Below are 25,813 nucleotides of genomic sequence, written 5' to 3' on the forward strand. Positions count from 1 at the left end.
CCAGAGCACCATATAGTTTAAAAAACGAACGCCAGAGCTGACTAAAAATCGCTCATTCTGCGTTGTGTCAGCTCGAAAGAGATCTCTATTCCTTCGCTAACACGCCTTGCCTGAGCGATTTTTAGTCGCTCCCGAAGGACGAGGCCCAAATGGTGCTGTTTTTTTAAACTATATGGCGCTCTAGTTTTTGTGTTTTCTTAAAACAGTTTCATCGCTGATCGGAGCGCGCTGTTTTTTTAAGCTTTGCTGCTTACGCTTCTCAACCTTTTCCCTGTTTTTTATATTTTTTATAAAATAATATTTCATACAAGCTGCAAAAATCCCGATCAGTATAATGATGATTGTAAAAGCGAAGATGACAGGATCATCAACCTGCATAGAGAAAAAATCCATTATAAGCTCCATTATACGCAGCATTAAGTAAACGATTATTTTAAATCCTAATATCTCAAAAATAGAATACATAATCCATTCATTTTTTGTTGTAAAAAATAGAAAACGCCAACAAAACATAACCATGGTGATATGCATAAAAGCTTAAGGAGAGCGATTAAGAAAAAAAAGGGGGGCATAAAAATGGGCAAAGTCAGTTTTTTAAATATATACCCATGTTACTTTAAAATGCATTGTCAGGCCCGATCTGGGAAGCCAGAGCAAGACGCAATATGAGGTAATGGTATTCCCTTTTCGATTATTGCAACGAAGCGCTGGTTTTCGATCTCGCGCCCCGTAGGGCAAGGCAAATTGTACCAATCTGCGTTGTGTCAGCTCGAAAGAGATCGCTATTCCTTCGCTAACACGCCTTGCCTGAGCGATTTTCAGTCAGCTCTGGCGTTCGTTTTTTAAACTATATGGTGCTCTAGCATCTCGGCACCATTTGCCTTGCTGACTTTGCATCTTGAAGTATCATGGGTATAAAAACAGATTAACTTTGCCCGCGACTGGATTTAAAAAGAGTGTTTTTCCTGATTGGCTTTACGGATTGTATTGATAAAAAAATATTCCAAATAACCCACAATTAAGCTGCTGACGCCAAGTACGAAAATCGCTAATAACCCCATGATAATCTCCTTTTTAATGGCTAAATAAAAGTAAATAAGAACCCAACAATGCTATCTTCTAACAGTAGAATATCGCTGACATAATGGATCTGACTTGGAGCGAGTATGGTAAAAAAAATCCCTTTTTAATGTGAGCTTTATCATAGAGTTCACTCATTATTTCAGCGCCTTTGTCATTATCGATTTTTATCAATGAAATAACCGGTAACTGAAGCGTAGCGGTACAGAATACTGCATTAATTTTCTGAATTCCGTCTGCGAAAGTTGGATTAGAGAAATATGGTCTCCTGCCTCTAGATATAGCTGTTCCTGGTCCATTAAAAACTCATCATAGACTCTGTCTATCTGATAAGCCTGAGCAAGAGGCGGAACAGCACCGTGTGCACAATCCTCAAACAGTTCATAGATATGGGATTCTTTCATAAGATGAAACTGACGATTAAAATGCTCATTTAAGGCATGTAAACTGATTTTATGGCTGGCAGGTAAAATTGCCATCAATTTAGTCCCCTGCAGATCTTCAAGCATGATCGCTTTAACAACCTGCGATGTTTTAATGTGCGACTGAATAGCTGAGCTCAGGGAATTTTTACTCGGTTTATGTTGCAATAATTGATATTCGATATGATTTTTATCCAGGTAATCACTCACTTTGTTTGCGATAGTCATGTGCAGATCTCCCTCAATGAAAATGATACTAAGAGTATAGCCCACTGTGCCTGAGCGGTGTAACAGACTGCGGGAAGTTCAGGCTTTGATTGAGCAGCCGGGGGCTTGTTTTTCTTTTTTTAAACCTGTTCTGAATTTCAGCGTAACCATAAATTGAAGGTTTTCACTGCGAATTGTTGCCATATTTCTTTATTATTTGTTTAAGTTAAGGATTGAACAGTGATAGATTAAATTCCCGAATATTTTATTACTCAAGGTCATGCCGATGCGTTTAACCATTTTCCGTAAGTTATTTATATCGTTATTGTTGATTAGTACAATAATGATGGCGGGCATGGCGCTGTTGATCAACAATAGTTTTCAAAGTGGTTTGCAGAATTACCTGAATCAGCGCGAGATTGAAAGAATGCAGGTGATTGCTGAATATATCAGTCAATATTACTCCCCGCAGTCCGGTTGGCTAATGATTGAAGAAAATCCTTCTCTGTGGGAAACTTTGTTAAGGCAAGCTGGCCAACAGTTTTCCGGAGAAAGAGGCAGGCATCGAAGAAATTCGTCTTTATCGTCGGTCAGTTCTCACGTATTTTTGTTAAATGCGCAGGGAGATCCTGTTCTGTATCCGGCCCGCCGTTTCACCGAGAGAGATAAAAAGGAACAGTTTATCCGCGTTCCTATTCTACTCGATGAGCAGACCATAGGCTGGATTGCCCTTAAACAGCGGCAAATGATCACTGGTAAGTTAACGGAAAGTTTCTTCAAACAGCAGTTAAATAATTTTTACTGGATCGCGGCCTGGGCGGCGCTGTTTTCTTTTGTGGTTGCCGCCTTATTAGTACGACATTTTCTGCAGCCTTTAAAAAACCTGCGCCTTGGTGTGCAGGCGTTAGAGAGCGGCAATTTTAAACATCAAATTCCGGTTCAGGGTGAGGATGAATTAGCTGAGTTATCACAAACCTTTAACCGTTTAACTAATACACTTAAGCTGCAAAAAATATCCAGAGAACAATGGATTGCGGATATCTCTCATGAGCTGCGCACCCCCATTGCTGTTCTGGTCAGTGAAATCGAGGCGATAGAGGATGGGATTCGCAGGCCTGAGCCCAAATACATTAAATCATTACATGAGCAGGTGATGAACCTTAGTCGGCTTATTGATGATCTTTATCAGTTATCACTTTCCGATGCCGGTGTTCTGATCACCAACCTTGAAGCAGTTGATTTAACGCAGCTGATCGATAGTAGCGCTAATCAGAATGAAGTTCGCCTGGCGGAAAAAAATATTCATCTGCAACGTCTTTATGATCTCAAGCAGAAGATAGTTTTACAGGCAGATAGGAAATCTTTATCGCAGCTTATTTCCAATCTTTTTGAAAATAGTTACCGTTATACGGATCCCGACGGGCAGCTCAATGTCAGCCTGTTAAAAAAGCAAAACAGCGTTGAATTGATTATCGAAGACAGCGCACCTGCCGTGCCTGATGATGCTTTACCCAGATTATTCGAGCGTTTATTCCGGGTTAACAAATCGCGCAGCAGAGCCAGCGGTGGATCCGGTTTAGGGCTATCTATTTGCCAGAATATTGTTAAAGCCCACGGCGGCGATATTCATGCCAGCCATTCCCCTTTAGGGGGGCTGCAAATAAAAATTTCACTGCCTTTAAAGGATAAATAAGAGATGAATTATGAAGATAAAAAGATTCTGATTGTAGAAGATGAGCCAGCACTGGCCAGCGTTTTATGTGAATACTTTATACAATCAGGTTTTAAAACCCAACTGATTGATAACGGCCTTGAAGTGATTGACTGGGTTAAAGAGCACCAGCCGGATTTATTGATTCTTGATTTAATGTTACCCGGGCGTAACGGCCTTGATATCTACCGTGAGTTACGCACTTTCAGTCAGGTACCCGTGGTGATGGCAACAGCCAGGGTGGACGAAATCGATCGCCTGTTAGGGCTGGAATTAGGTGCCGACGATTATATCTGTAAACCTTACAGCCCCAGGGAAGTGGTAATCAGAGTGAAGAATATTTTACGCCGTTCAAGCGAAGAGCATAGCCCTTTACAGGGGTATGCAGGTCTTAATATTGATGAACAGAAAATGCAGGTATCACTTAATCAAAAAGCGATTTTACTGACCCCGGCCGAGTTTCGTTTATTGGCCTTTTTTAATAAACATCCCGAGCAGGTCTTTAGCCGGGAGCAATTAATGACTCAAATCTATTCCGATAACCGGATCGTAACCGACCGTACGATTGACAGTCATATCAAAAATTTACGTAAAAAACTTCAGGATGCTTCACCGCAAAGTGAATGTATTAAATCGATTTATGGGGTTGGGTATAAATTAGCGTTATAAAATACTTTTTTTCTCCATATTCTCTACACATTTGCTCTCTATAGTTTATTCATACAGAAAATCATTGCATTTAGAAATACTGCCAAGTGCAACGATGATCCACTTTAATACTGAATTTAAATGAACCAAGAGGGTTAATATTATGAAAAAATCACTTTTAATTAGCAGCGTTTTATTACTGACCGCCTCTGCTTCTCTTTTCGCGGCAGATCAAAATCAAAGTACATCAGCTCAGATGGGCAATAATAACCGCCCGACCTTTGAGCAGTTAGATATGAATGCCGACGGTAAACTGGTAAAAGAGGAGCTACGCGGACGTTTATTAGCGCACTTCGACCAAGTTGATACTGATGCTGACGGCTCACTTTCTGCGGATGAGTTTAATAGCCGTGCCAAGATGGGACGTCATGGACATAAAGGCGATCGCCCGAGCTTTGAACAGTTGGATGAAAATAAAGATGGTAAGCTGGTAAAAGAGGAGCTACGCGGACGTTTATTAGCGCACTTCGACCAAGTTGATACTGATAGTAACGGTTCATTATCTGCGGATGAGTTTAACAGTCGAGCTATGATGGGCAAACAGGGACATCATGGACATAAAGGTCACCACGGCCATAAAGGCGATCGTCCGAGCTTTGAACAGTTGGATGAAAATAAAGATGGTAAGCTGGTAAAAGAGGAGTTGCGCGGACGTTTATTGGCGTACTTCGACCAAGTTGACACTGATAGTAACGGTTCATTATCTGCGGATGAGTTTAACAGTCGAGCTATGATGGGCAAACAGGGACATCATGGACATAAAGGTCACCACGGCCATAAAGGCGAACGTCCGAGCTTTGAACAGTTGGATGAAAATAAAGATGGTAAGCTGGTAAAAGAGGAGCTGCGCGGACGTTTATTAGCGCACTTCGACCAAGTTGATACTGATAGTAACGGTTCATTATCTGCGGATGAGTTTAATAGCCGTGCCAAGATGGGACGTCATGGGCATAAAGGAGATCGTCCGAGCTTTGAACAGTTGGATGAAAATAAAGATGGTAAGCTGGTAAAAGAGGAGCTGCGCGGACGTTTATTAACGCACTTCGACCAAGTTGACACTAATGCTGACGGTTCACTTTCTGCGGATGAGTTTAATAGCCGTGCCAAGATGGGTAAACAGAGCCAAAAAGGACATCATGAGGATAAAGGAGATCATGACCATAAAGGACATCACGGCCATAAAGGAGATCGTCCGAGCTTTGAACAGTTAGATGCAAATGGCGATGGCAGTATTTCAGCAGAAGAGTTTAATGCTGGTACAAAATAGTTAACTGATAATCCTGCTTTAATCAATAATGAAAAGGCGCTAACTGCGCCTTTTTTATTGCTTAATGATATTTTTAAAATGTTTTTTCTTAGTAAACAGGTAATCAATATCCGGTGGAAACTCTTTGTTGGATTTGGCGTGTTTGATCATGTCGAATACTTTAAATTCGGTTAATAGCGCATACTGGTAGGGGGTAAAGCTACCATTAGCCTGCAGCGTCGGGTCAAAATAGAGATCTCCCTTTTTAATGATAGCATGTTCGACCAAAGGATCTTCACAGCGATAGCCAAGCACATAACGCTCACCATGGCGATAAATGATATTCATATAGCTGTTGTAAAAACTCTCATTTTCCTTACGGGTGCACTTTGCCAACGCCTCTTCGGGCATTGCATTAACAGTTACAATTTTAATTTTTTCAGCGTTAAAATTTAGTGCAGTCAATTGGTGGTGGATAGCTGCAACTTCCAAGTCTGTCATAAATACCATTTAGTTTTTAGTTAGTAAAAATGGCCGCCATTATACGTTACTTGCTGTTGATGCCAATCACTATCACTCTGTTAGGAAAGATAACCAGCAAAATCAGCTGAGAGCTAAAGGTTGTCAGTCGTTATAAAAGCTTCATTGTGATCAGCATAGTTTGTTTTTTTATCTGGATCGACTCTACTACTGACCTGGCCATTTTTTCCTGTATTTCTTCATCTTTAAATTTGTATATCGGATAAACCTGCACCGCTTTTTCTAAACTCAGCAGGGCAATTCTTTTTATTTCCGGTATAAAGTCGGGCGGCATGTCATTTATTTCGACAGAGACAATGCTCGGGTTGATCAGGTAGAAAGCTCCCTTTTCCGGATTATAGATAACACTGCCTTTCACATATGCCTGCCCGGAGCTTTTGATACTGCCAAGGGCAAGCAGATCGAATTTTGTAGAAAGTCCCACTTGATCTGTGCCTTCAATAAAATCGACCCGGGACTCATATATTTTAGCGGCTAGATAGGCGGCTTCTCTTTCTAGCGGCAGTTCTCTGGATACTTTTTGCTGCAGTTCCTGCTCGGTGATTTGTAATGTGTAGGAAAGGGCCGCTGCAAATTGAGGTAAGAGTAACAAGCAGATAAATAATATTTTTGCGTACATGATGTTTCCTCTGGTAGCGGTGAAAGGTATCTGTGATGGTAAGTTTATATAATTAAATATTTTCTAAAATCCTGTATTTTTCCCTGCTCTGTCACGTTAAAACCTTCGTTTTCCAATAAAAGCTTTTGCCGTTGAAATGAATCACCACTGAGCGAAATAGAGCCCTGTGCGTTGACCACCCGAAACCAGGGTAACTTTGTTTCTGTGGGAAGGCGAGCCAGGATTTTACCAACATGCCGGGCATGGTTGGGATAACCGGCAGCGCTAGCTAAACGTCCATAGGTGGTCAGTTTACCTGCAGGAATATGAAAAAGCATGGTGTATAAAGCTTGTGCGAACTTATCCATTTTTTCTCCCGTCTGAACACTTTATTGACCACCCGATAAATCCTGCGTGGCTCATTTACCCTACCTTTATACAGCATTTGTATTGCGGGGTGATCAAATATCAAAAATTTTACGTATTAGTAACACTACCAAGGAGTGTCACATGAAATTAGCTTTATTCCCACTGTCCGTTTTTTTACTGCCTGGCGGTATAACGCGCTTGCGTATCTTTGAAGCGCGTTACAAAAGGTTAGTTGCAGAGGCGATGGCAAGTGGTCAGGGGTTTGGATTATGTCTGCCCAATGGAGAAAAAGGTCTGTATGCCATAGCTACCAGAGTTGAAATCTATGACTTCGGCCAGGATGGAAATGGTTTGTTAACCATTGATATAAAAGGAGTAGAACGATTTACTTTTGATAATATCACCTCTGATAGCGATGGTTTATTACATGCGGATGCAACCATGATTAAAGACTGGCAAGCAGCTGAAGTCAGCGCAGAGTATCAGTTTATGCTGCCGCCCTTAAAAATGGCGTTAACTTCACACCCTTTGTATTCCCAGCAGGATAATCAGCAAACTTTTGACAATCTCAGTTGGGTTTGCCGGCGCTGGTTAGAGTTATTACCGATACCGGTGGATAAAAAGTATTGGCTTGCCAACCAAAGCAGTTTAGCGCCGAGCATTGATTTTATCCGTGAAGTGATTAATGAATCAAACAGGTGAACCGTTTTGCGGCCAACAACATAGCACTTAACAATAAAATTTCTTATTAAATGATCCTTTTTTAATTTTCCGTCGTAGTGACCCTTTAACTACATCCGTTCGTCTTATAATGTTAAGGGTAATAGATATGATTGTGAATATAGCACATAACTTGGCGGACAGAAGATTGAATAATAGTGAGTTGGATAACCTTGACGATCAGCAGTTGCAGATAAATTTGTGGCTGGAAAAGGTTGCTAAAGAGCAGGACAAACAGGCCTTTGCGCAGCTGTTTAAATGGTTTGCACCGAGAATTCGCGGTCATGGTTTACAGCGTTTTAAGCAGGAGGCGATGGCAATGGAACTGGTACAGGAAACTATGTTATTAGTGTGGCGAAAAGCGCCTATGTTCAACGCCGAAAAGGGCAAAGCCAGCACCTGGATTTATACGGTAATGCGTAATCAATGTTTTGATATGCTGCGTAAAAAACAAAGCCGGAAAGAAGATAGTATCAGTGAGGATCTCTGGCCGATGATTGAAGAGCAGGAAGCCGCTCAGGAAGGGGATCATTTTCAGAAACGACTATTATTAAGTCATCTTAACAGCTTACCTTTACAGCAAAAACAGGTGGTTGAAGCCATTTACCTTCAAGAGATGACCCAACAGGAGTTAGCCGTTCATCTCGATGTACCGTTAGGTACGGTTAAATCCCGGCTTCGCTTGGCAATCGCAAAGTTAAAATCAAAACTGGAGGCGGAGAATGATTAAGCATCATCCAACACGTGAATTATTAATTAAGCACAGTAGTGCACAGTTACCGCTTGCCTTATCAATCGGGGTCAGTGTGCACCTTGAAATGTGTGCTCAATGTCAGGCGCAGGCAAGCCGGATAACCACCCGCCAGGCAGATCTGTTATGGTCGCAAGATGGATCTCAACATATTGATTTTTCGAGTATGTTAAATAATATTTTAGAGCAACAACCTGATTCCCCTGTTAAGCAGGAAAGTAAACCGGTTAACAGTACTTGTGTGGCAGGCAGTGAATATCAGTTACCCCGAGCATTGACCGCTTTTGAACAGTTAAAATGGTCAGCGTTCGGCCCGATAAGCCGTGCGCGAATTATTAAAGATGCCGATAATACCCGAGCCAGTTTATTACATATCGATAAAAATGGTGTTATTCCAAGCCATAAGCACAAAGGTTATGAATTAACGCTATTATTAGAGGGATCATTTGCCGATCAGAATGGTGAGTATCATAAGGGGGATTTTATCTGGCTGGATAATCAGGTAGAGCACGCTCCATTTACCCGGGAGGGCTGCCTTTGCTATACGGTTCAGGATGCACCCCTGCAGTTTGTTTCAGGTTTCAGTAAAGTACTCAATCCGCTTGGTCAGCTGATTTATTAAAATGTGGCGCTCTTCGATAATATCATCGCTTGCAGTTAACGCATTGTAATTATTGATATTAAAGTTATTTTCATGGTTTATAAGAACTCCAGGTGAAACAAGATGTATCAATTTTCCGATAAAAAAATTCAAGTTGGTATCAGCAGTTGTCTGGTCGGCAACAAAGTACGCTTTGATGGCGGCCATAAGCAGAGTACCTATTGCCAGAAGGTCTTGGCCAATTATTTTGATTTTAAACCTATCTGTCCGGAAATGGCGATCGGTATGGGAGCACCAAGAAAGGCGATTAGGCTGATTAAGGATGAAGACCGGATTCGCGTGATTGCCAGTGACGGCAGCTTCGAGGTGACCGAAAAATTAAATGATTTTTGTGAACAGACCAGCCCTTTATTAACTCCGTTCAGCGGTTATATCTTCTGTGCCAAATCACCAACCTGCGGAATGGAGCGCGTTACCTTGTATAAGGAAGGAACCAATCAGGGCAACCGTGATGGGGTCGGGGTGTTCGCTGCAAAGATTATGGCTGATCATCCTTTAATGCCGGTAGAAGAAGATGGCCGGTTAAATGATATGTTATTACGGGAAAATTTTATCACCCGCGTTTTCGCCTATCATAAATGGCAATCATTAGTGGCTGGCGGGCTCACTATAGGCAAAATTATTCAGTTCCATGCTGCGCATAAATACCTGTTAATGGCTCATAACCCGACGCTTTATTATAAACTTGGGCCTCTTTTGGGCGGCCGTAAAGAACCCGTAGAGGAGACCGCAAAACTATATATAGAAGGCTTTATGGCCACTCTGAAAACCCTGCCTAACCGTAAAAGTCACTCTAATACCTTATCCCACCTGCAGGGGTATTTTAAGCGTGTGTTAAGCAGTGAGCAGCGCGTTGATTTAGCCGATAATATTGATAAATACCGTCAGGGGTTATTACCGTTAATGGCGCCCATTACGCTGATCACCCATTATCTTACTATCTACCCTGATCCTTATCTGCAGCAGCAGGTATACCTGCATCCTCATCCCGATGAATTAAAACTTCGCTATGCGCATTAAAAAAGGAGAAATTTTTGTTAATGGAGAACAATTATGCAGTTAGTTTGGTTTCGTAGAGACTTAAGGGTTGCAGATAATGCGGCTCTATATTATGCCGCGTTACAGGGGCCGGTGACCGCAGTTTATTTTGTCACCCCAAAACAGTGGAAAAATCATCACTTAGCGCCTATTCAGGCTGACTTTATAGAACAAAACTTGAAAATGTTAGCCGGAGAATTAGCCGCTTTAGGTATCGCTTTATTAGTTGAAGAGGTGGCGGATTTTGCCGCTATACCTGGCCGCCTTGCTGAATTACACAAAGCTTTGCAGGCAGAGACTATTCATGCCAATGCAGAACCGGAAATTAATGAAAAAGCGCGCGACCAGGCGGTTGTCAATGCAGGTTTACCTTTACAGCTTTACCAGTGTGACTGCATTTTAGAGGCCGGCAGCGTACTCACCAAACAAGGTGAAATGTATAAGGTCTTTACCGCTTTCAGAAATGCCTGGATGGCAAAAGTAAAGCAGAGCAATCTCAGATCCTTGCCTAAACCCGCAGTGCAGTTAGCAACCGTAACTCCGCCTGTTGAACAACACATAGTGGTGCATTACGACAAAAAATCCAGTCAGGCCTGGCCTGCCGGTGAAACAGAAGCGCAACGGCGTTTACAGCATTTTATTGTGCAGGATGTAGAAGATTATCATCTCCATCGGGATTTCCCTTCCCTTGATGGCACATCACAGCTATCAGCGTATCTGGCTCTTGGGGTGATCAGTGCGAAGCAGTGTGTCAATGCGGTACTGGCTGCTTTCCCCTATGCCCTTGATGCCAAAGAGTCCGGTGCTTTCTGCTGGGTAAATGAAATAGTCTGGCGGGAGTTTTACCGTCATCTGATAATACTGAATCCGGAGTTATGTAAAGGGAAAAACTTCAATAAACTCGCCGATAATATTCACTGGAGTAATAACCGTGATTTGTTTCAAGCCTGGTGCGAAGGGCGCACGGGTTATGGCCTGGTGGATGCGGCGATGCGCCAGTTAAATGAAACGGGTTGGATGCATAACCGCTTGAGGATGGTGACCGCCAGTTTTTTAACCAAGCATCTGCTTATCGACTGGCGGTGGGGGGAGACCTATTTTATGGAGCACCTGATCGACGGTGATTTGGCCTCTAATAACGGCGGCTGGCAATGGGCTGCGAGCACCGGTTGTGATGCGCAGCCCTATTTCAGAATTTTCAATCCTATTATTCAAAGTCAAAAATTTGATCCAAAGGGATTGTTTATCCGTAAATATGTTCACGAGCTCAATGAATTTGATAATAAAAAAATTCACCTGCCGGTGAAGCCAATCGTTGAGCATAAGCAAGCCAGATTAAATGCATTAGACAGATATGCAGTACTAAAAAAGGGTTAATAATGGCCACTGAACTGATTGATAAATTTTGCCGTCTCTATGAAAGCTTAGATAAGCACAATCTTGACCAGTTAGGGTTGCTTTACAGTGACGATATTAACTTTATTGACGCTCTGCATAATCTTAACGGCCTGGATCAGTTGAGTCATTATTTTGCCAATCTTTATGCAAATCTGTTGTATTGCCACTTTAGTATCGAACAGGTGATTGAAGATCAGGGGCAGGCCTCTGTTATTTGGATAATGGAGTATGCGCACCCCAAAATTAATAAAGCCAATGCTATTGTTGTTAACGGCTGCTCGCATCTTAAATACGATGAAAAAATTTATTACCACAGAGATTTTCTCGATATGGGGCAGATGCTCTATGAACATCTGCCGTTATTAGGCGGAGTGATCCGCACGGTTAAAAAACGGGTTGTATCATGAAACGTATTCTTATCACCGGAGCAACCTCCGGTATCGGTAAAGCACTGTGTGAGCTCTATCAAAGCCGGGGTTATGAAGTTATCGCCTGCGGCCGCAATCAGCAGGTGCTGGATGAAATTGCCCGGTTAGAAAATATCTCCACGTTGTCCTTTGATATCAGCGATAAACAGCAGGTAAAGCAGGCATTGGCAGCACTGCCGGATCTGGATATGGTGATTTTAAATGCCGGTAGTTGTGAGTATATCGATGATCCTAAAAATTTTGACGGTGATCTTTTCGCGCGTGTCATTACAACCAATTTAATCGCCTTAGGTTATTGTCTGCAAAGTGTGTTGCCTAACATAAAAAGAGGCGGGCAACTGGCATTGATGGGCTCCAGCGCAAGTTATTTACCCTTTGCCCGCGCGGAGGCCTACGGGGCCAGCAAGGCGGGGGTGGCCTATTTAGCGAAAACCTTAGCATTGGATCTTATTAAGGATGAAATTGATGTTTCTCTGATCAATCCCGGTTTTGTTAAAACCCCGTTAACCGACAAAAATGATTTTGCCATGCCGATGCTGATAGGCGCCGATCAGGCTGCACAGTATATTTTTAAAGGATTAAAAAAAGGCAAAAAAGAGATTCATTTTCCAGCTGCTTTCACTCTGACCCTTAAGTTTTTTGCCTTATTACCCCAGTCAGTGTGGACTTTTGTCTCTACAAGGATGATCAACAAATGAAAAAAATAGCCATTATCGGCAGTGGTATTTCCGGGTTAACCTGCGCGCATCTACTAAACAGTCAATATGATATCCAACTCTTTGAAGCGGGCGACTATATCGGTGGCCACACCGCGACAAAGGATATTTCCTACGCGGGGAAAAACTGGCGCATCGACACTGGATTTATTGTCTTTAATGACAGAACCTACCCGAATTTCGAAAAATTGCTGGCAAAGATAGGTATTGACCGAACGGCGACGGAGATGAGCTTTAGTGTAAAAAATGAGGATAGCGGCCTGGAGTATAACGGCAATAATCTAAACACCTTATTTGCCCAGCGTGGGAATATTTTTAATCTCAAGTTTCTTAAGCTGATTAAAGAGATCCTGCGTTTTAATAAGTTATGTAACAGCGCCTGGGACAATAAAACGCTGGATAAAGAGATTAGTTTAGGGGATTTTTTGGATAACAAAGGGTTCAGTGAATACTTCTGCGTACATTATATTTTACCGATGGGCGCGGCAATCTGGTCGGCCAGTTTAGAAAATATGAAAGCTTTTCCGCTGTATTTCTTTGTCCGTTTTTTTTACAACCATGGTCTTTTGACGGTCAATGACCGTCCGCAGTGGTATGTGATTCCCAATGGCTCTGATAGTTATGTGGCGCCGTTAATTGAGGGGTTTGCAGATAAGATCCACCTGAAAACCGCCGTTACTGAGATTATCCGTAAAGCGGGGCACATTGAACTAAAAACTGCTCACGGTGAGTGGCAGAGTTTTGATGAAGTGATCCTTGCCTGTCACAGCGATCAGGCGCAGCAGATACTCGGTGATCTTACTCAGGATGAGCAGGCAGTGCTCGGCAAGATGGCTTATCAAAATAATGAGGTGGTGCTGCATAACGATACGTCGATGCTGCCTGAGAATGAACGCGCCTGGGCGGCGTGGAATTATCATTTGAACAGCGATAATCAGCGTCCTGCCGCAGTGACCTATAATATGAATATACTGCAGAATTTACCTGCTGATGCACCACTGTTCTGCGTGACTTTAAATCAGACCCGCGCGATCGATAAAGATAAAATTTTAGCCAGGTTTAACTATGCGCATCCGGTTTTTAATCAGCAGAGTATAACTGCGCAGCAGAAAAGAGAGGTTATCTGCGGGAGAAACAACACCCATTTTGCCGGGGCGTACTGGTATAACGGGTTCCATGAAGATGGCGTGAAGAGTGCCCTTGATGTGTGCCGGCGTTTCGGTGTTTCACTTTAGGCGGTAAAAGGAATTTGTAATGGAAAAACTTAACTCCGCTATTTATGTTGGTGAAGTCAGGCATAAGCGCCTGCAGCCTTGTGAACACAGTTTTTTCTATAAGATATTTTTCCTGGCGATTGACCTTGATGAAATGGATAAACTAAATACCTTATGCTGGTGGTTTAAGCGTGACAAGTTTGCTCCATTGAGTTTTCGCTCTTCTGACTATCTGCAGCAAAAAGAGCGTGTCACTAAACAGCTGGTCTGGCAGAAAGTAGAGCAACTAGGCGGTGAAAATTTAGCGGGGAAGGTGCTGTTTATCGGGCAAATGCGCTGTTTTGGCCTGTATTTCAGCCCGATCAACTTGTATTACTGTTATAACCAGAGTAACCAGCTAGCTTATTTATTAGCTGAAGTCAGTAATACCCCCTGGCATGAGCGCCATTATTATCTTATTGATATCAACTCAGATTTAACCTGCGATAAAGATTTTCACGTGTCACCTTTTATGGACTTGAATATGCGCTATCAGTGGCGGATTAAAGCCCCCGGAGAAGATTTAATTCTGCACATAGAGAATTACAGTGAAAAAAAAATATTCTCCGCCAGTTTGAATATGAAGCGTATTGAATTTTCCAATCAAAATTTACGCAACTGTGTGCTGTCCATTCCCGTGATGACCCTAAAAACTCTGGCAGGTATTTATTGGCAGGCATTAAAACTGTTTATTAAAGGGGTTCCTTATGTTGCCCACTCTACAAAAAAAGGAAATTGAGCATGTCTGTTAATACTTCACGAGTCAGTAGCAGCAGTAAAAGCATGGCTTATCTGGATCAATTTGCAAAAAAAATACTGGTTTCAATATTAGGCACAATGCGGCAGGCTTGTCTGCTGCTGGTTGATGATAAGCAGGAAATAGTGCTGGGCAATCCCAAGGCGAGTTTAAAAGCTAAGGTAGTGATTAAAAACCCTAAAACCTACCGCAAAATTCTCTTCGGCGGCAGCATGGCAGCCGGCGAGTCCTATATTCAGGGCTGGTGGAGCAGTCCGGATCTCACTAAAGTAATTCAGGTATTAGGGCGAGAGCAGGGGGTGCAGGACAAACTTGAACAACGTCTTGCCAAAGTGATGACCATTCCCAGCTGGATTTATCATAAAACCCGTAAAAATACGCGCCATGGGGCGAAAAAGAACATTGTTGCCCATTACGATCTCGGCAACGAGATGTATCAGCTTTTTTTAGATAAAGAGATGCTCTATTCAAGTGCTATCTACCCGAGTGCGGATGCCAGTTTAGAAGAGGCGCAGCTGCATAAATTAAAAACTATTTGTGAAAGATTAGAATTAAAAAAAGGCGAAACACTGCTGGAAATCGGTACGGGCTGGGGGGCGTTAGCCATTTATGCCGCGCAACATTATGGCGTCAAGGTCACCACGACCACCATTTCAGATGCGCAATTTGCTTATACCGAGGCTCGTATCAAGCGCCTCGGGTTGGAAGAGCAGATTACCTTGTTGAAGTCTGACTACCGGGCACTGAGCGGAGAGTATGATAAATTAGTTTCCATCGAGATGATTGAAGCGGTTGGACATGAGTATCTGGCGAGTTTTTTTGAAACCTGTAACAAGCACCTTAAAGCACACGGGAAGATGCTGATTCAGGCGATTACTATTGCTGATCAGCGTTATGACAGTTACCGTGCTAATGTGGACTTTATCCAGCGTTATATTTTCCCGGGCGGTTGCTTACCCTCAATTAATGTGATGGCGTTTAACGTATCCCATAAAACGGATATGGTGATTACTGGCCTGCATGATATCGGTATGGACTATGCCAGAACCTTAAAGCACTGGAGTGAGCAGTTTGAGGCTTCTCTTTTGGAGATTAAAAAACTCGGCTATGGAGATGACTTTATCCGTTTGTGGCGTTTTTATTTAAGCTATTGTGAAGGCGCGTTTTTAGAAAGAAATATCAGTACGGTACATTTAATTGCCGTCAAACCCGCTTTTAGAAAACAGAGCGATTAATATGGTCAATTTTATCAGCAGATATTTTTACTGGATAAATCTTGTCTGGTTTCAGTTAATCTGGTGTATCGCGGTTTTTTTTACTGCGGGCGGAGAGCCGTTTTTGCTCTTCTCTCTGCTGCTGCATTTTTATTTAACACCCACCCGAAAACAGGATCTTGCCAGCCTAATCAGCATCGTTTTAATAGGCGCACTGGCAGAAGCAGGCATCTCCTGGCTTGGCTTTATGGTCTTCCCGGAAGGTGCTTTATTACCAATCTGGCTGCTTTTATTATGGGCTCACTTTGCCGTGACACTTAATCATGGCATGTCCTGGTTGAATAAAATACCGGTTTATCTGCAGGTTGTATTTGGCGGATTATTCGGCCCGCTGAGTTATTATGTCGGATACAAATTAGGCGCAGTTTATTTTCCGCCACCAGAGTGGCGCACATTATTTATAATGATAGTGATCTGGTCGGCCCTTTTACCCGTATATCTAATGTTATCACGAATATATGGGGCTCGTTATGGCTATTCTGCACAATAATCCAGTTAAAAAAAACATCCTGCTTCTGCTTAGTTTTACTATCGCCATCCTGTTTTTTAATCCGGCCTATTCTGATGTAACCGCGCAACTTAAAACCGTGGGGAAAGGCAAAATGTCCTGGTTTCTGATGGAGATATACCAAGCCTCATTACACAGTTCTGATGGTGCTTATAGTTATAAAAAATATCCTCAGGCATTAAAAATTCGCTACCAACGCGATTTTAAGAAAGAGTGGCTTGTTGATGCCACCGCAAAAGAGTGGCAAAAAATGCCTATTCCCCGTCAGCAATATAAACCCTGGTTAAGACAGCTCTCTGTGTTGTGGCCTGACGTTAAAAAGGGCGATAGCATCACTTTCCTGATTGCTGAAAATGGTAAGGGCAGTTTTTATCATAATAACCGTTTATTAGGCCAGGTAGACAATCCGGATATGGCCGAAGCATTTCTTGATATCTGGTTAGCCAAAAATACCAGTCAACCTCGTTTACGCAGACAATTAATAGGTGGATAAGATGAAAGCAGTTATTGTTCTGATTTGTAGTGTCATGGTTTGTGCCTGCAGCGCGCAAAGCCTGGATGATTATGTTAACTCCTCTCCCAAGTTTGATGTTGAAAATTATTTTAACGGGCAGTTACAGGCGAAGGGCATTGTGATGGATCGTGGCGGTAAAGTAACACGCCGTTTTAGCGTGGAAATGATCGGGACCTGGCAGGGTAGACAAGGTAAATTAGAGGAATGGTTTGTTTTTGATGATGGTGAAAAAACCACCCGTACCTGGCGGATAACGAAATTAAGTGAAGGACGTTATAGCGGCACTGCAGAAGATATCATCGGCATAGCCGCCGGTGAAAGTGGCGGGTTTGCACTGCACTGGGATTATCAGTTGGAGTTGCCCTTTGAAGGCAAGATGGTGACTGTGAGTTTTGATGACTGGTTATATCAAGTGGATAATAACGTAGTAATAAATCGTAGTTATATCACTAAATGGGGATTTCGGGTTGGCGAGGTAATTTTGGTAATCACTAAAAAATAACTGTTGCTGTAAAATCGTGGAGCAGGGTTTTATAGCAATCCGGTAAATATCCGGTCAACCGCCCCTTCAAATCAATATCAACTGCTTCGTGTTGCATCTCGTCTGCTATTTCTCATTACAATCACTTCTTTTTTAACTTTTTCCTGCGCAACAGATGGCTATTCACTTACCCCGGCGAACAAAGCTGCTTTTCATTGTTAATAATAATAAAATTACGCTGGAAAATGAATTTTTAATCGTTTATTTTACATAAAAACCGTTTTAAGATTGTCCGTTTTTCATTTCAAATTGGCATTTTTTAGGTTTATTTTATGCTTGTTGTATATAAAAAAGAAATGAATGAGATTGTTTTGATGGGTGTTTTTAGGGAGATATAGCTTATTTAACAATGTGTTAACAAAGCGTGGCCCCACAAAATAACAAAATTGGATTTTATGTTGTTGAGACGGTAGAATGAATAAAATATAACCCCTGTTATTAGGATGATTATAGAGCAATAATATACGAGAAGCTGTTCTCGTCTATAAAGCGCTGTCGGCGTTATTTTTTGAATTAGGAAACTTTTTTAGAGTGTATTTTTGCACTGTAAGGCAGTTTCTTTTCTGTAAAAATAATAATTAATTGCTTAGTTGTGTCTTTATCTACAGATTAAGCCCTAACTAGTACTTTGAAACATGACATGTAAAACAGTATAAGTTTACTTTACCGTTTTATCTTGAAGGACGTATTTATGACTAATATAGAGCAAAACGCTCAGGGCCTTTATGTGCCAGAAATGGAACATGATGCCTGTGGTATCGGATTTGTTGCACATTTAAAAAATAGCAAGTCACATAAAATTGTGACCCAGGCTTTAGATATGCTTGCACGTATGGAGCACCGTGGTGGTCAAGGCTGCGATCCATGTAGTGGCGACGGTGCCGGTATTCTTTTACAAAAACCGCATGAATTTTTAGTAAATGAAGCGTTAAAAGTTGGCATAACCCTGCCCAAGTTTGATCAATATGGTGTAGGTACCATCCTTTTTCCAAAAGATAGCAACCAGCGTAAAGAATGTCGTGAAATTTTAGAACGAAATGCTCAACGTTTAGGTCTTGAAGTGATCGGTTACCGTGTTCTTCCTGTTGATAACTCAATGCTTGGCGCAGATCCGCTAAGCACCGAACCACAGTGCGAACATATGTTTGTAACCGGTGGTCCGGATATGGAACCGGCTGTATTAGAGCGTAAATTATTTATTCTGCGTAATTACTCAATACGTATCTGTCTGCAGTCAGTTGCCGGCATTGAAGATTATTTTTACATTAATACCTTCTCGTACAAAACCATTGTTTATAAAGGCCAGTTAACTACTGAGCAGGTACCTCAGTACTTCCTTGACTTACAAAATCCAAGCATGGTAACGGCGCTTGCACTGGTGCATTCGCGTTTCTCTACTAATACTTTCCCGCGCTGGCGTTTAGCGCAGCCTTTCCGTTATATCGCGCACAATGGTGAAATTAATACCGTACGCGGCAATATTAACTGGATGAAAGCGCGTGAAGCGCTGCTGCAGGCGGAATTTTTCAGTCGTTCAGAATTAGATATGTTGATGCCAATCTGTACCGACGGTATGTCGGACTCGGCAAGTTTTGATATGGCCCTGGAGCTGCTTGTACTTTCCGGCCGTAGCTTGCCCCATGCGTTGATGATGATGATTCCTGAAGCCTGGCAGGAAAACGCAAAAATGGATCCCAAGCGTCGCGCTTTCTATCAGTACCATGCGAACTTAATGGAGCCTTGGGATGGTCCTGCTTCTGTTTGTTTTACTGACGGAGTGCAAGTTGGTGCAACGCTGGACAGGAACGGTTTACGTCCTTCACGTTATTGTGTGACTAAAGATGATTTTCTGATCATGGCATCGGAAAGTGGCGTCGTTGATATTGAACCTGAGAATATTAAACTTCGTGGTCGTTTACAGCCGGGTCGTATTTTTGTCGCGGATCTGCAGCAGGGCCGTATCATCTCTGATGATGAAGTAAAAGACACTATTGCAGCAAGAAAGCCATATGAAACCTGGCTGGCGGATAATCTGGTTAAGTTAGAAAATCAGCCTGCCGCATTAGAACGTAACCTGCAACCTAAAGATGGTCACCTGTTACGCCGCTTGCAAGCTTTTGGTGTTTCTTCTGAAGAGCTTAATGAAATTGTATTGCCTATGCTGCGTGAGGGTAAAGAGCCTTTGGGTGCAATGGGCGTCGACTGGCCGCTTGCTGTTCTTTCTCATCAATCTCAGCATTTATCACACTACTTTAAGCAGTTGTTCGCGCAGGTAACTAACCCGCCAATCGATCCGATTCGTGAGCGTATGGTTATGTCGCTGAAGACTTATTTAGGTAAAGATCAAAATCTTTTATCTGAAACGCCGGAGCACTGCCATAAAGTAGAGCTTGAGTCGCCGGTATTAAGCAATGCTGAACTGCAAAAAATCAATGCATTAGACCATAAAAATCTGCAGGCTAAAACATTAGATACGTTATTCAGAGCAACGGGTGCACCTGGTCAGCTGGCTAAGTCATTAGATCGTATCTGTCGTTATGCGGAAGATGCAATTCATGATGGTTACTCGATTATTATTCTTTCGGATCGCAGTGCCACTTCTGACCACGCGCCTATTCCTGCGATGCTGGTAACCGGTGCTGTACATCACTACCTGATCAAACGCGGTCTACGCGCACTTTGTGATATTGTTGTTGAAACAGGCGATGTACGTGAAACACACCATTTTGCAACTGTGATTGGTTACGGTGCATCTGCGGTCAACGCTTATTTAATTGAAGAGATGATCGTTGATTTACAAGCGAAAAAACGCCTGCCTGCAGATAAAAAAGTCTCAGAAATTTTTGCTTCGTACAAATACGCAATCGACTCCGGCTTATTGAAAATATTCTCTAAAATGGGTATTTCAACTATCCAGTCATATCAGGGTGCACAGATTTTTGAAGCACTCGGTATCAGTAAGGCAGTGGTTGATGCCTACTTCAAAGGCACTGTAACGCGTATTCAAGGTTTATCAATCGATGATATTGCAACGGAAGTTCTGGGGCGTCATCGTTTTGCATATCCGCTACGTGAAGTGCCTGCCACACGTTTAGATGTAGGTGGGGTTTACCAATGGAAACAGCGTGGTGAAAAACACTTATTTAATCCGACAACGATTCCTTTACTACAGGATTCAACGCGTAATAAAAATTATGCGGAATTCAAAGAGTACTGTGCAGCCGTCGATGCGCAGGGTGACGACGCGGCAACCTTACGCAGTCAGTTTGAATTTGTACCTAACGCTACTGGGCCAATCCCGCTGGATCAGGTTGAATCGGCTGAAAAAATTCTAAAACGTTTTGCTACGGGGGCGATGAGTTTCGGCTCGATTTCTCACGAAGCACATTCAACGTTAGCGATTGCAATGAACCGTATCGGCGCGAAATCTAACTCCGGTGAGGGTGGTGAAGATCCAATTCGTTTCCTGCCGAAAGAAAATGGCGATTGGGAGCGTTCTGCGATTAAACAAGTGGCATCAGGGCGTTTTGGCGTGACCTCATACTACCTGACCAATGCTGCAGAGATTCAGATTAAAATGGCGCAGGGCGCTAAACCTGGTGAAGGTGGGCAGTTACCTGGTCACAAAGTAGATGACTGGATTGGCCGTACGCGTCACTCGACTCCTGGCGTAGGCTTGATTTCTCCGCCACCGCATCACGATATCTATTCAATTGAAGATTTAGCCCAGCTGATTTTCGATTTGAAAAATGCCAATCGTAAAGGCCGCGTGAATGTGAAGTTAGTATCAGAAGCCGGTGTCGGTACAATTGCATCGGGTGTTTGTAAAGCTAAAGCGGACGTAGTATTAATCGCGGGCTTTGACGGTGGTACCGGTGCATCGCCATTGTCATCGATTCGTCATGCAGGTTTACCATGGGAGCTGGGTCTGTCGGAAGCACACCAGACGCTGCTTAAAAATGGTTTACGTAACCGTATTGTTGTTCAGGCTGATGGTCAGATGAAAACACCGCGTGACTTAACGATTGCGACATTATTAGGTGCGGAAGAGTGGGGCGTCGCAACAGCTGCACTGGTTGTAGAAGGCTGTATTATGATGCGTAAATGTCATTTAAATACTTGTCCTGTTGGTATCGCAACACAAAATAAAACGCTTCGTGAACGTTTTGACGGCCGTGTTGAAGATGTTGTTACTTTCTTCCAGTATCTGGTTGAAGGGATGCGTGAAAACATGGCGATGCTCGGTTATGCAACGATCAATGAGATGGTCGGGCAGACTCAAAACCTGAAAGTGCGTGAAAATATCAAGCACTGGAAATACAAAAACTTAAACCTAAGCACTATCTTATTCAAGGAGCCTGCAAAAGAGGCTGATGGTCTGTTCAATCAAACAGGTCAAAACCATAATCTTGAAAATGTGCTTGATAGAGAGTTAATTAAATTAGCAAAACCTGCACTTGAAAAAGGTGAAGCGGTAAGCGGTGAATTTACTATCAGAAATATTGATCGTAGTTGCGGTACCATGCTTTCCAACGAAATTTCGAAAGTGTATAACGATCAGGGCTTGCCGAAACCGATGCAGGTTAAATTCACCGGCTCTGCAGGCCAATCTTTTGGCTGTTTCCTGGCAAAAGGTGTCGAGTTCACTGTGGAAGGTGATGCCAACGATTACTGGGGTAAAGGTTTATCCGGCGGTCAAATCGTGGTTTATCCATACCGTAAATCATCGCTTGTTGCTAAAGATAATATTATCGTTGGTAACGTGTGTTTCTACGGTGCGACATCCGGTGAGTCATACATTAACGGTATGGCCGGTGAGCGTTTCTGTGTACGTAACTCGGGTGCTGAAGTAGTTGTTGAAGGTGTGGGTGATCATGGTTGTGAATATATGACCGGCGGTATCACTATTGTACTGGGTACAACTGGACGTAACTTCGCGGCGGGTATGAGCGGCGGTGTTGCTTATGTCTGGGATCGTGATCAGGATTTTGCGAACAAATGTAATATGGAGTTGGTGGATCTTGATCCTCTCGAGGAAGAAGATAAAGCACTTCTGAAAGCTAAAGTGACTAAGCATTTTGAATTAACTGAATCAAATGTTGCTCAGGAATTTTTAGCTGACTTGGAAACAAGTCTCAGTCAAATTGTAAAAGTGATGCCACGTGATTACAAAGCGGTTTTAATGGCGCAAAAAAATAAAGGCCTTCAGCTTGCAAAAGAAAACATCTCAGCTAGCGAGAAAGAAACGGCTAAAGTAACAACTCTAGATGAATGCAAGGTAGGAGACGCGTAATGGGTAAGCCAACTGGATTTTTAGAATTAGGACGTGAGGTACCGGGTAAAGTGCCGGTAGAAGAGCGCCTGAAAAATAATAAAGAGTTTGTAAAGGATGATGAGTTTGGCGGCAAAATCAGTGACCAGGCCTCTCGCTGTATGGACTGTGGAGTGCCTTTCTGTCATGACGGCTGTCCGATTGGTAACATTATTCCTGAATTCAATGATGCGGTTTACCGTGAAAGTTGGTTGGAAGCTTGGGAAATAATGAGCTCAACCAATAACTTTCCGGAGTTTACCGGTCGTGTATGTCCGGCTCCTTGTGAGAGTTCATGTGTTCTTGGTATTAATCAGGATCCCATCACGATTTGTAATATTGAAAAAAACATTGCTGAAAAAGCCTATGAAAAAGGGTATGTTAAACCTAAGATACCAACCTCGCGTACCGGTAAAACCGTTGCAATCATTGGTAGCGGTCCTGCGGGATTAGCCGCTGCAGAGCAATTAAACAGTGCCGGTCATACGGTCACCGTTTATGAGCGTGATGAGAAAGTAGGTGGTTTATTACGTTTTGGTATCCCTGACTTTAAACTGAGCATGGATGTTATCGACCGTAAAATTGACGTATTGGAAGCTGCCGGTATCAAAATGGTTGTTAATGCGCATATCGGTGTTGATTTTGATGCCAGAGATCTGCGTAAACAGTTTGACGTAGTGTTATTAACCGGTGGCTCTACGGTTCCTCGTGATCTGCCGATTCCCGGGCGTGACCTGAAAGGTGTCCATTTCGCGATGGAGTTCCTGGGGCAAAATAACCGTCGTGCCAACGGTATGGATCTTAAAACTGAAGAGATTCATGCTAAAGGCGATCATGTTGTGGTTATTGGTGGTGGTGATACTGGTTCTGACTGTGTCGGTACCTCTAACCGTCACGGTGCAGTAAGCGTTACTCAGGTGGAAATCATGCCGATTCCGCCTGAAAAACGTACCGTGAATATGCCCTGGCCTTCTTACCCGATGATCTTAAAAACCACTACTTCTCATGAAGAAGGGGTGGAGCGTCACTGGTCTATTCTTACCAAAGAGTTTATTGGTGATGAAAACGGTAACGTTAAAGAATTGGTCATTGCAGACATCGAGTGGGACAAAGCGGAACCGGGTAAGCGTCCTAACTTTAAAGAGATTGAAGGCAGTGTCCGTTCTATCCCTTGTACTAAAGCCTTTTTAGCGATGGGTTTCTTACACCCTGAGCCAACGGGTGTATTAGCGCAGCTTGGTGTTGCTTTAGATGAGCGCGGTAATGTGCAGACGACTGATTTCCAAACCAGTCAGGAAGGTGTGTTTGCTGCAGGTGATATGCGTACCGGGCAATCATTAATCGTACGTTGTATTAATGAAGGCCGTGAAGCATCTCGCGCAATTGATGCCTACCTGATGGGCTCTTCTAACCTGGAAGCGATGGCTGACTCATTAATGTTGTCTAATTAAGAGTAAATCAGTACACTAACCGGCATTAAATGTAAACTAAGCCTCCTCTCTTTTTAAGAGCAGGAGGCTTTTCTATTTTAAAATAATAATAAAATTTAAAGGTAAAGATTAATGACATTGATCGATTTTGCAGCTTCACCCCTGTCGGTGATGCCTGCTGTTATCGCGTTAGGGCTGGCAATTATTACGCGCCGTGTCCTGCTCTCGTTAGGGCTGGGTATTGTTTTTGGTGCGCTATTATTAACAAATTTTTCAGCAATAGAGGGTGGCACCTATATCCTCAATACGGTTAAAGGCGTGGTATTTGAAGATGGTGGTATCAACAGCTGGAATATGAGTATTGTGGCTTTTTTGCTGCTGCTCGGCATGATGACCGCCATACTGACGCTTTCCGGCGGGACACGCGCCTTTGCTGTCTGGGCACTTAAACATATTAAAGACAAGCGGGGCGCATCATTTTTAGCGGCATTTTTAGGTGTATTCATTTTTATTGATGACTATTTTAACAGTTTAGCGGTAGGCTCTATTTCCCGTCCGGTAACAGACAGGTTTCATATTTCACGCTCTAAACTGGCCTATATTCTTGACTCTACCGCAGCACCGATGTGTATTCTGATGCCGCTGTCGAGCTGGGGAGCTTATATCATGACTATTATTGGCGGCATCTTAATCAGCCATGGCATTACTGATTACTCGGCGCTTGGAGCTTACGTTAGGCTGGTGCCGATGAACTTTTATGCCGTCTTTACCCTGTTGATGGTGTTTGCTGTTATTTGGTTCCGGCTTGATATTGGATTGATGAAAAGCCATGAAGTAGAAGCCGAAAAAAATGGCTCGTTACATAATGGTGATCATCAGGCAGTTGATATGCATGATGAATATGGTATCGATGAAAGTGAAAAAGGCAAAGTGGCTGATCTTATTGTGCCGATTGTATCTCTGATAGCCGCAACTGTATTTTTTATGCAGTACACAGGCAATCAGGCACTAGCTGCAGATGGGAAAGCCTTTTCAGTGCTAGGGGCGTTTGAAAATACCGATGTGGGTATGTCGCTTTGTTACGGCGCTCTGGTCGGTCTCGCTTTGGCGTTATTTACGGTATTAAAACAAAAAATCGCGTTGAAGCTTATCGCCCAGGCGGTATGGATTGGCGCCCGGTCTATGTTTGGTGCAATTATTATTCTGTTTTTTGCCTGGTCGATTGGCAGTGTGATTGGTGATATGCAAACCGGTACTTATTTATCTTCACTGGTGCAGGGGAATATCGACACGCACTGGCTGCCGCTAATTATATTTGTATTATCAGGTGCAATGGCGTTTTCTACCGGTACTTCATGGGGTACCTTCGGAATTATGCTGCCGATTGCCGGTGATATGGCCGGTGCGGCAGAAATTAGCTTGATGTTACCTATGCTAAGCGCGGTATTAGCCGGCTCTGTATTTGGTGATCACTGTTCGCCAATTTCAGATACCACTATTCTCTCTTCAACGGGAGCACGCTGCCGTCATATCGACCATGTGGCCAGCCAGCTACCCTATGCATTATCGGTTGCCGGGATCTCTGCGGTTGGTTTTATCGCGATTGGTTTTAGCGGCTCTCTCAGCCTTGCG

24 protein-coding genes are annotated in these 25,813 nt (G+C 43.0%); 19 read left to right on the forward strand and 5 right to left on the reverse strand.

What is annotated here, in order from left to right:
• Positions 1-180: 180 nt before the first annotated feature.
• Positions 181-465 (reverse strand): hypothetical protein, encoded by a 285-nt coding sequence (locus ABZA00_RS06060; RefSeq protein ID WP_372881252.1) that lies wholly within the window; start codon positions 463-465, stop codon positions 181-183.
• Between the two features lie 785 nt (positions 466-1,250).
• The gene (locus ABZA00_RS06065; protein WP_372881253.1) at positions 1,251-1,730 is read right to left on the reverse strand and encodes an aminoacyl-tRNA deacylase; all 480 of its coding nucleotides are present in this window, start codon (positions 1,728-1,730) and stop codon (positions 1,251-1,253) included.
• A 265-nt stretch (positions 1,731-1,995) separates the two neighbouring features.
• Between ABZA00_RS06065 and ABZA00_RS06070 the strand changes: the two genes are divergently transcribed.
• From ABZA00_RS06070 to ABZA00_RS06080, 3 genes are all read left to right on the forward strand, one after another.
• Entirely contained in the window at positions 1,996-3,402 is a 1,407-nt protein-coding gene (locus ABZA00_RS06070) for an ATP-binding protein (RefSeq protein ID WP_372881254.1), read from the forward strand.
• A 3-nt stretch (positions 3,403-3,405) separates the two neighbouring features.
• On the forward strand, positions 3,406-4,089 hold the full coding sequence (locus tag ABZA00_RS06075; RefSeq protein WP_372881255.1) for a response regulator: 684 nt from the start codon (positions 3,406-3,408) through the stop codon (positions 4,087-4,089).
• A 142-nt stretch (positions 4,090-4,231) separates the two neighbouring features.
• The gene (locus ABZA00_RS06080; protein WP_372881256.1) at positions 4,232-5,395 is read left to right on the forward strand and encodes an EF-hand domain-containing protein; all 1,164 of its coding nucleotides are present in this window, start codon (positions 4,232-4,234) and stop codon (positions 5,393-5,395) included.
• A 54-nt stretch (positions 5,396-5,449) separates the two neighbouring features.
• Here ABZA00_RS06080 and ABZA00_RS06085 read toward each other — a convergent pair whose 3' ends face one another.
• From ABZA00_RS06085 to ABZA00_RS06095, 3 genes are all read right to left on the reverse strand, one after another.
• The gene (locus ABZA00_RS06085; protein ID WP_372881257.1) at positions 5,450-5,875 is read right to left on the reverse strand and encodes a hypothetical protein; all 426 of its coding nucleotides are present in this window, start codon (positions 5,873-5,875) and stop codon (positions 5,450-5,452) included.
• Positions 5,876-6,005: 130 nt separating this feature from the next.
• Positions 6,006-6,533, reverse strand: coding sequence for a DUF1439 domain-containing protein (locus tag ABZA00_RS06090; protein ID WP_372881258.1), 528 nt, complete (start codon positions 6,531-6,533; stop codon positions 6,006-6,008).
• Positions 6,534-6,577: 44 nt separating this feature from the next.
• Entirely contained in the window at positions 6,578-6,880 is a 303-nt protein-coding gene (locus ABZA00_RS06095) for an MGMT family protein (protein ID WP_372881259.1), read from the reverse strand.
• 142 nt (positions 6,881-7,022) lie between these two features.
• On the opposite strand from ABZA00_RS06095, the gene ABZA00_RS06100 reads away from it, so the two are divergent.
• The 16 genes from ABZA00_RS06100 to ABZA00_RS06175 all read left to right on the forward strand — a co-directional run.
• Positions 7,023-7,583 carry an LON peptidase substrate-binding domain-containing protein gene (locus ABZA00_RS06100; protein ID WP_372881260.1) on the forward strand — a complete coding sequence of 187 codons (561 nt, stop codon included), beginning with the start codon at positions 7,023-7,025 and terminating at the stop codon, positions 7,581-7,583.
• A 127-nt stretch (positions 7,584-7,710) separates the two neighbouring features.
• Complete coding sequence (locus ABZA00_RS06105; protein WP_372881261.1) at positions 7,711-8,331, forward strand: sigma-70 family RNA polymerase sigma factor; 621 nt, start codon at positions 7,711-7,713, stop codon at positions 8,329-8,331.
• The gene (locus ABZA00_RS06110; RefSeq protein ID WP_372881262.1) at positions 8,324-8,974 is read left to right on the forward strand and encodes a ChrR family anti-sigma-E factor; all 651 of its coding nucleotides are present in this window, start codon (positions 8,324-8,326) and stop codon (positions 8,972-8,974) included. Before ABZA00_RS06105 ends, ABZA00_RS06110 begins: the two co-directional genes overlap by 8 nt.
• A gap of 102 nt (positions 8,975-9,076) precedes the next feature.
• A complete protein-coding gene (locus tag ABZA00_RS06115; RefSeq protein ID WP_372881263.1) occupies positions 9,077-10,033 on the forward strand; it encodes a YbgA family protein in 957 nt (318 codons plus the stop codon).
• Between the two features lie 33 nt (positions 10,034-10,066).
• Positions 10,067-11,428 (forward strand): deoxyribodipyrimidine photo-lyase, encoded by a 1,362-nt coding sequence (gene phrB, locus ABZA00_RS06120; RefSeq protein ID WP_372881264.1) that lies wholly within the window; start codon positions 10,067-10,069, stop codon positions 11,426-11,428.
• 2 nt (positions 11,429-11,430) lie between these two features.
• Positions 11,431-11,856, forward strand: coding sequence for a nuclear transport factor 2 family protein (locus tag ABZA00_RS06125; protein WP_372881265.1), 426 nt, complete (start codon positions 11,431-11,433; stop codon positions 11,854-11,856).
• Positions 11,853-12,575, forward strand: coding sequence for an SDR family NAD(P)-dependent oxidoreductase (locus ABZA00_RS06130; protein ID WP_372881266.1), 723 nt, complete (start codon positions 11,853-11,855; stop codon positions 12,573-12,575). The genes ABZA00_RS06125 and ABZA00_RS06130 overlap by 4 nt, the downstream gene beginning before the upstream one ends.
• Positions 12,572-13,828 (forward strand): NAD(P)/FAD-dependent oxidoreductase, encoded by a 1,257-nt coding sequence (locus ABZA00_RS06135; protein WP_372881267.1) that lies wholly within the window; start codon positions 12,572-12,574, stop codon positions 13,826-13,828. Before ABZA00_RS06130 ends, ABZA00_RS06135 begins: the two co-directional genes overlap by 4 nt.
• Before the next feature lie 19 nt (positions 13,829-13,847).
• Entirely contained in the window at positions 13,848-14,585 is a 738-nt protein-coding gene (locus ABZA00_RS06140) for a DUF1365 domain-containing protein (protein ID WP_372881268.1), read from the forward strand.
• A gap of 2 nt (positions 14,586-14,587) precedes the next feature.
• Positions 14,588-15,838, forward strand: coding sequence for a class I SAM-dependent methyltransferase (locus ABZA00_RS06145; protein WP_372881269.1), 1,251 nt, complete (start codon positions 14,588-14,590; stop codon positions 15,836-15,838).
• A gap of 1 nt (position 15,839) precedes the next feature.
• Complete coding sequence (locus tag ABZA00_RS06150) at positions 15,840-16,367, forward strand: DUF2878 domain-containing protein (RefSeq protein WP_372881270.1); 528 nt, start codon at positions 15,840-15,842, stop codon at positions 16,365-16,367.
• Positions 16,348-16,878 carry a chalcone isomerase family protein gene (locus ABZA00_RS06155; protein ID WP_372881271.1) on the forward strand — a complete coding sequence of 177 codons (531 nt, stop codon included), beginning with the start codon at positions 16,348-16,350 and terminating at the stop codon, positions 16,876-16,878. Before ABZA00_RS06150 ends, ABZA00_RS06155 begins: the two co-directional genes overlap by 20 nt.
• Position 16,879: 1 nt before the next feature.
• Complete coding sequence (locus ABZA00_RS06160) at positions 16,880-17,401, forward strand: DUF3833 domain-containing protein (RefSeq protein ID WP_372881272.1); 522 nt, start codon at positions 16,880-16,882, stop codon at positions 17,399-17,401.
• Between the two features lie 730 nt (positions 17,402-18,131).
• A complete protein-coding gene (gene gltB, locus ABZA00_RS06165) occupies positions 18,132-22,733 on the forward strand; it encodes a glutamate synthase large subunit (protein ID WP_372881273.1) in 4,602 nt (1,533 codons plus the stop codon).
• Positions 22,733-24,202 (forward strand): glutamate synthase subunit beta, encoded by a 1,470-nt coding sequence (locus ABZA00_RS06170; RefSeq protein WP_372881274.1) that lies wholly within the window; start codon positions 22,733-22,735, stop codon positions 24,200-24,202. Before gltB ends, ABZA00_RS06170 begins: the two co-directional genes overlap by 1 nt.
• Before the next feature lie 111 nt (positions 24,203-24,313).
• The coding region (locus ABZA00_RS06175) for a Na+/H+ antiporter NhaC family protein (RefSeq protein ID WP_372881275.1) at positions 24,314-25,813 on the forward strand (1,500 nt) is incomplete at its 3' end.

It is taken from the genome of Psychromonas sp. (assembly GCF_041586535.1).
Lineage (GTDB): Bacteria > Pseudomonadota > Gammaproteobacteria > Enterobacterales > Psychromonadaceae > Psychromonas.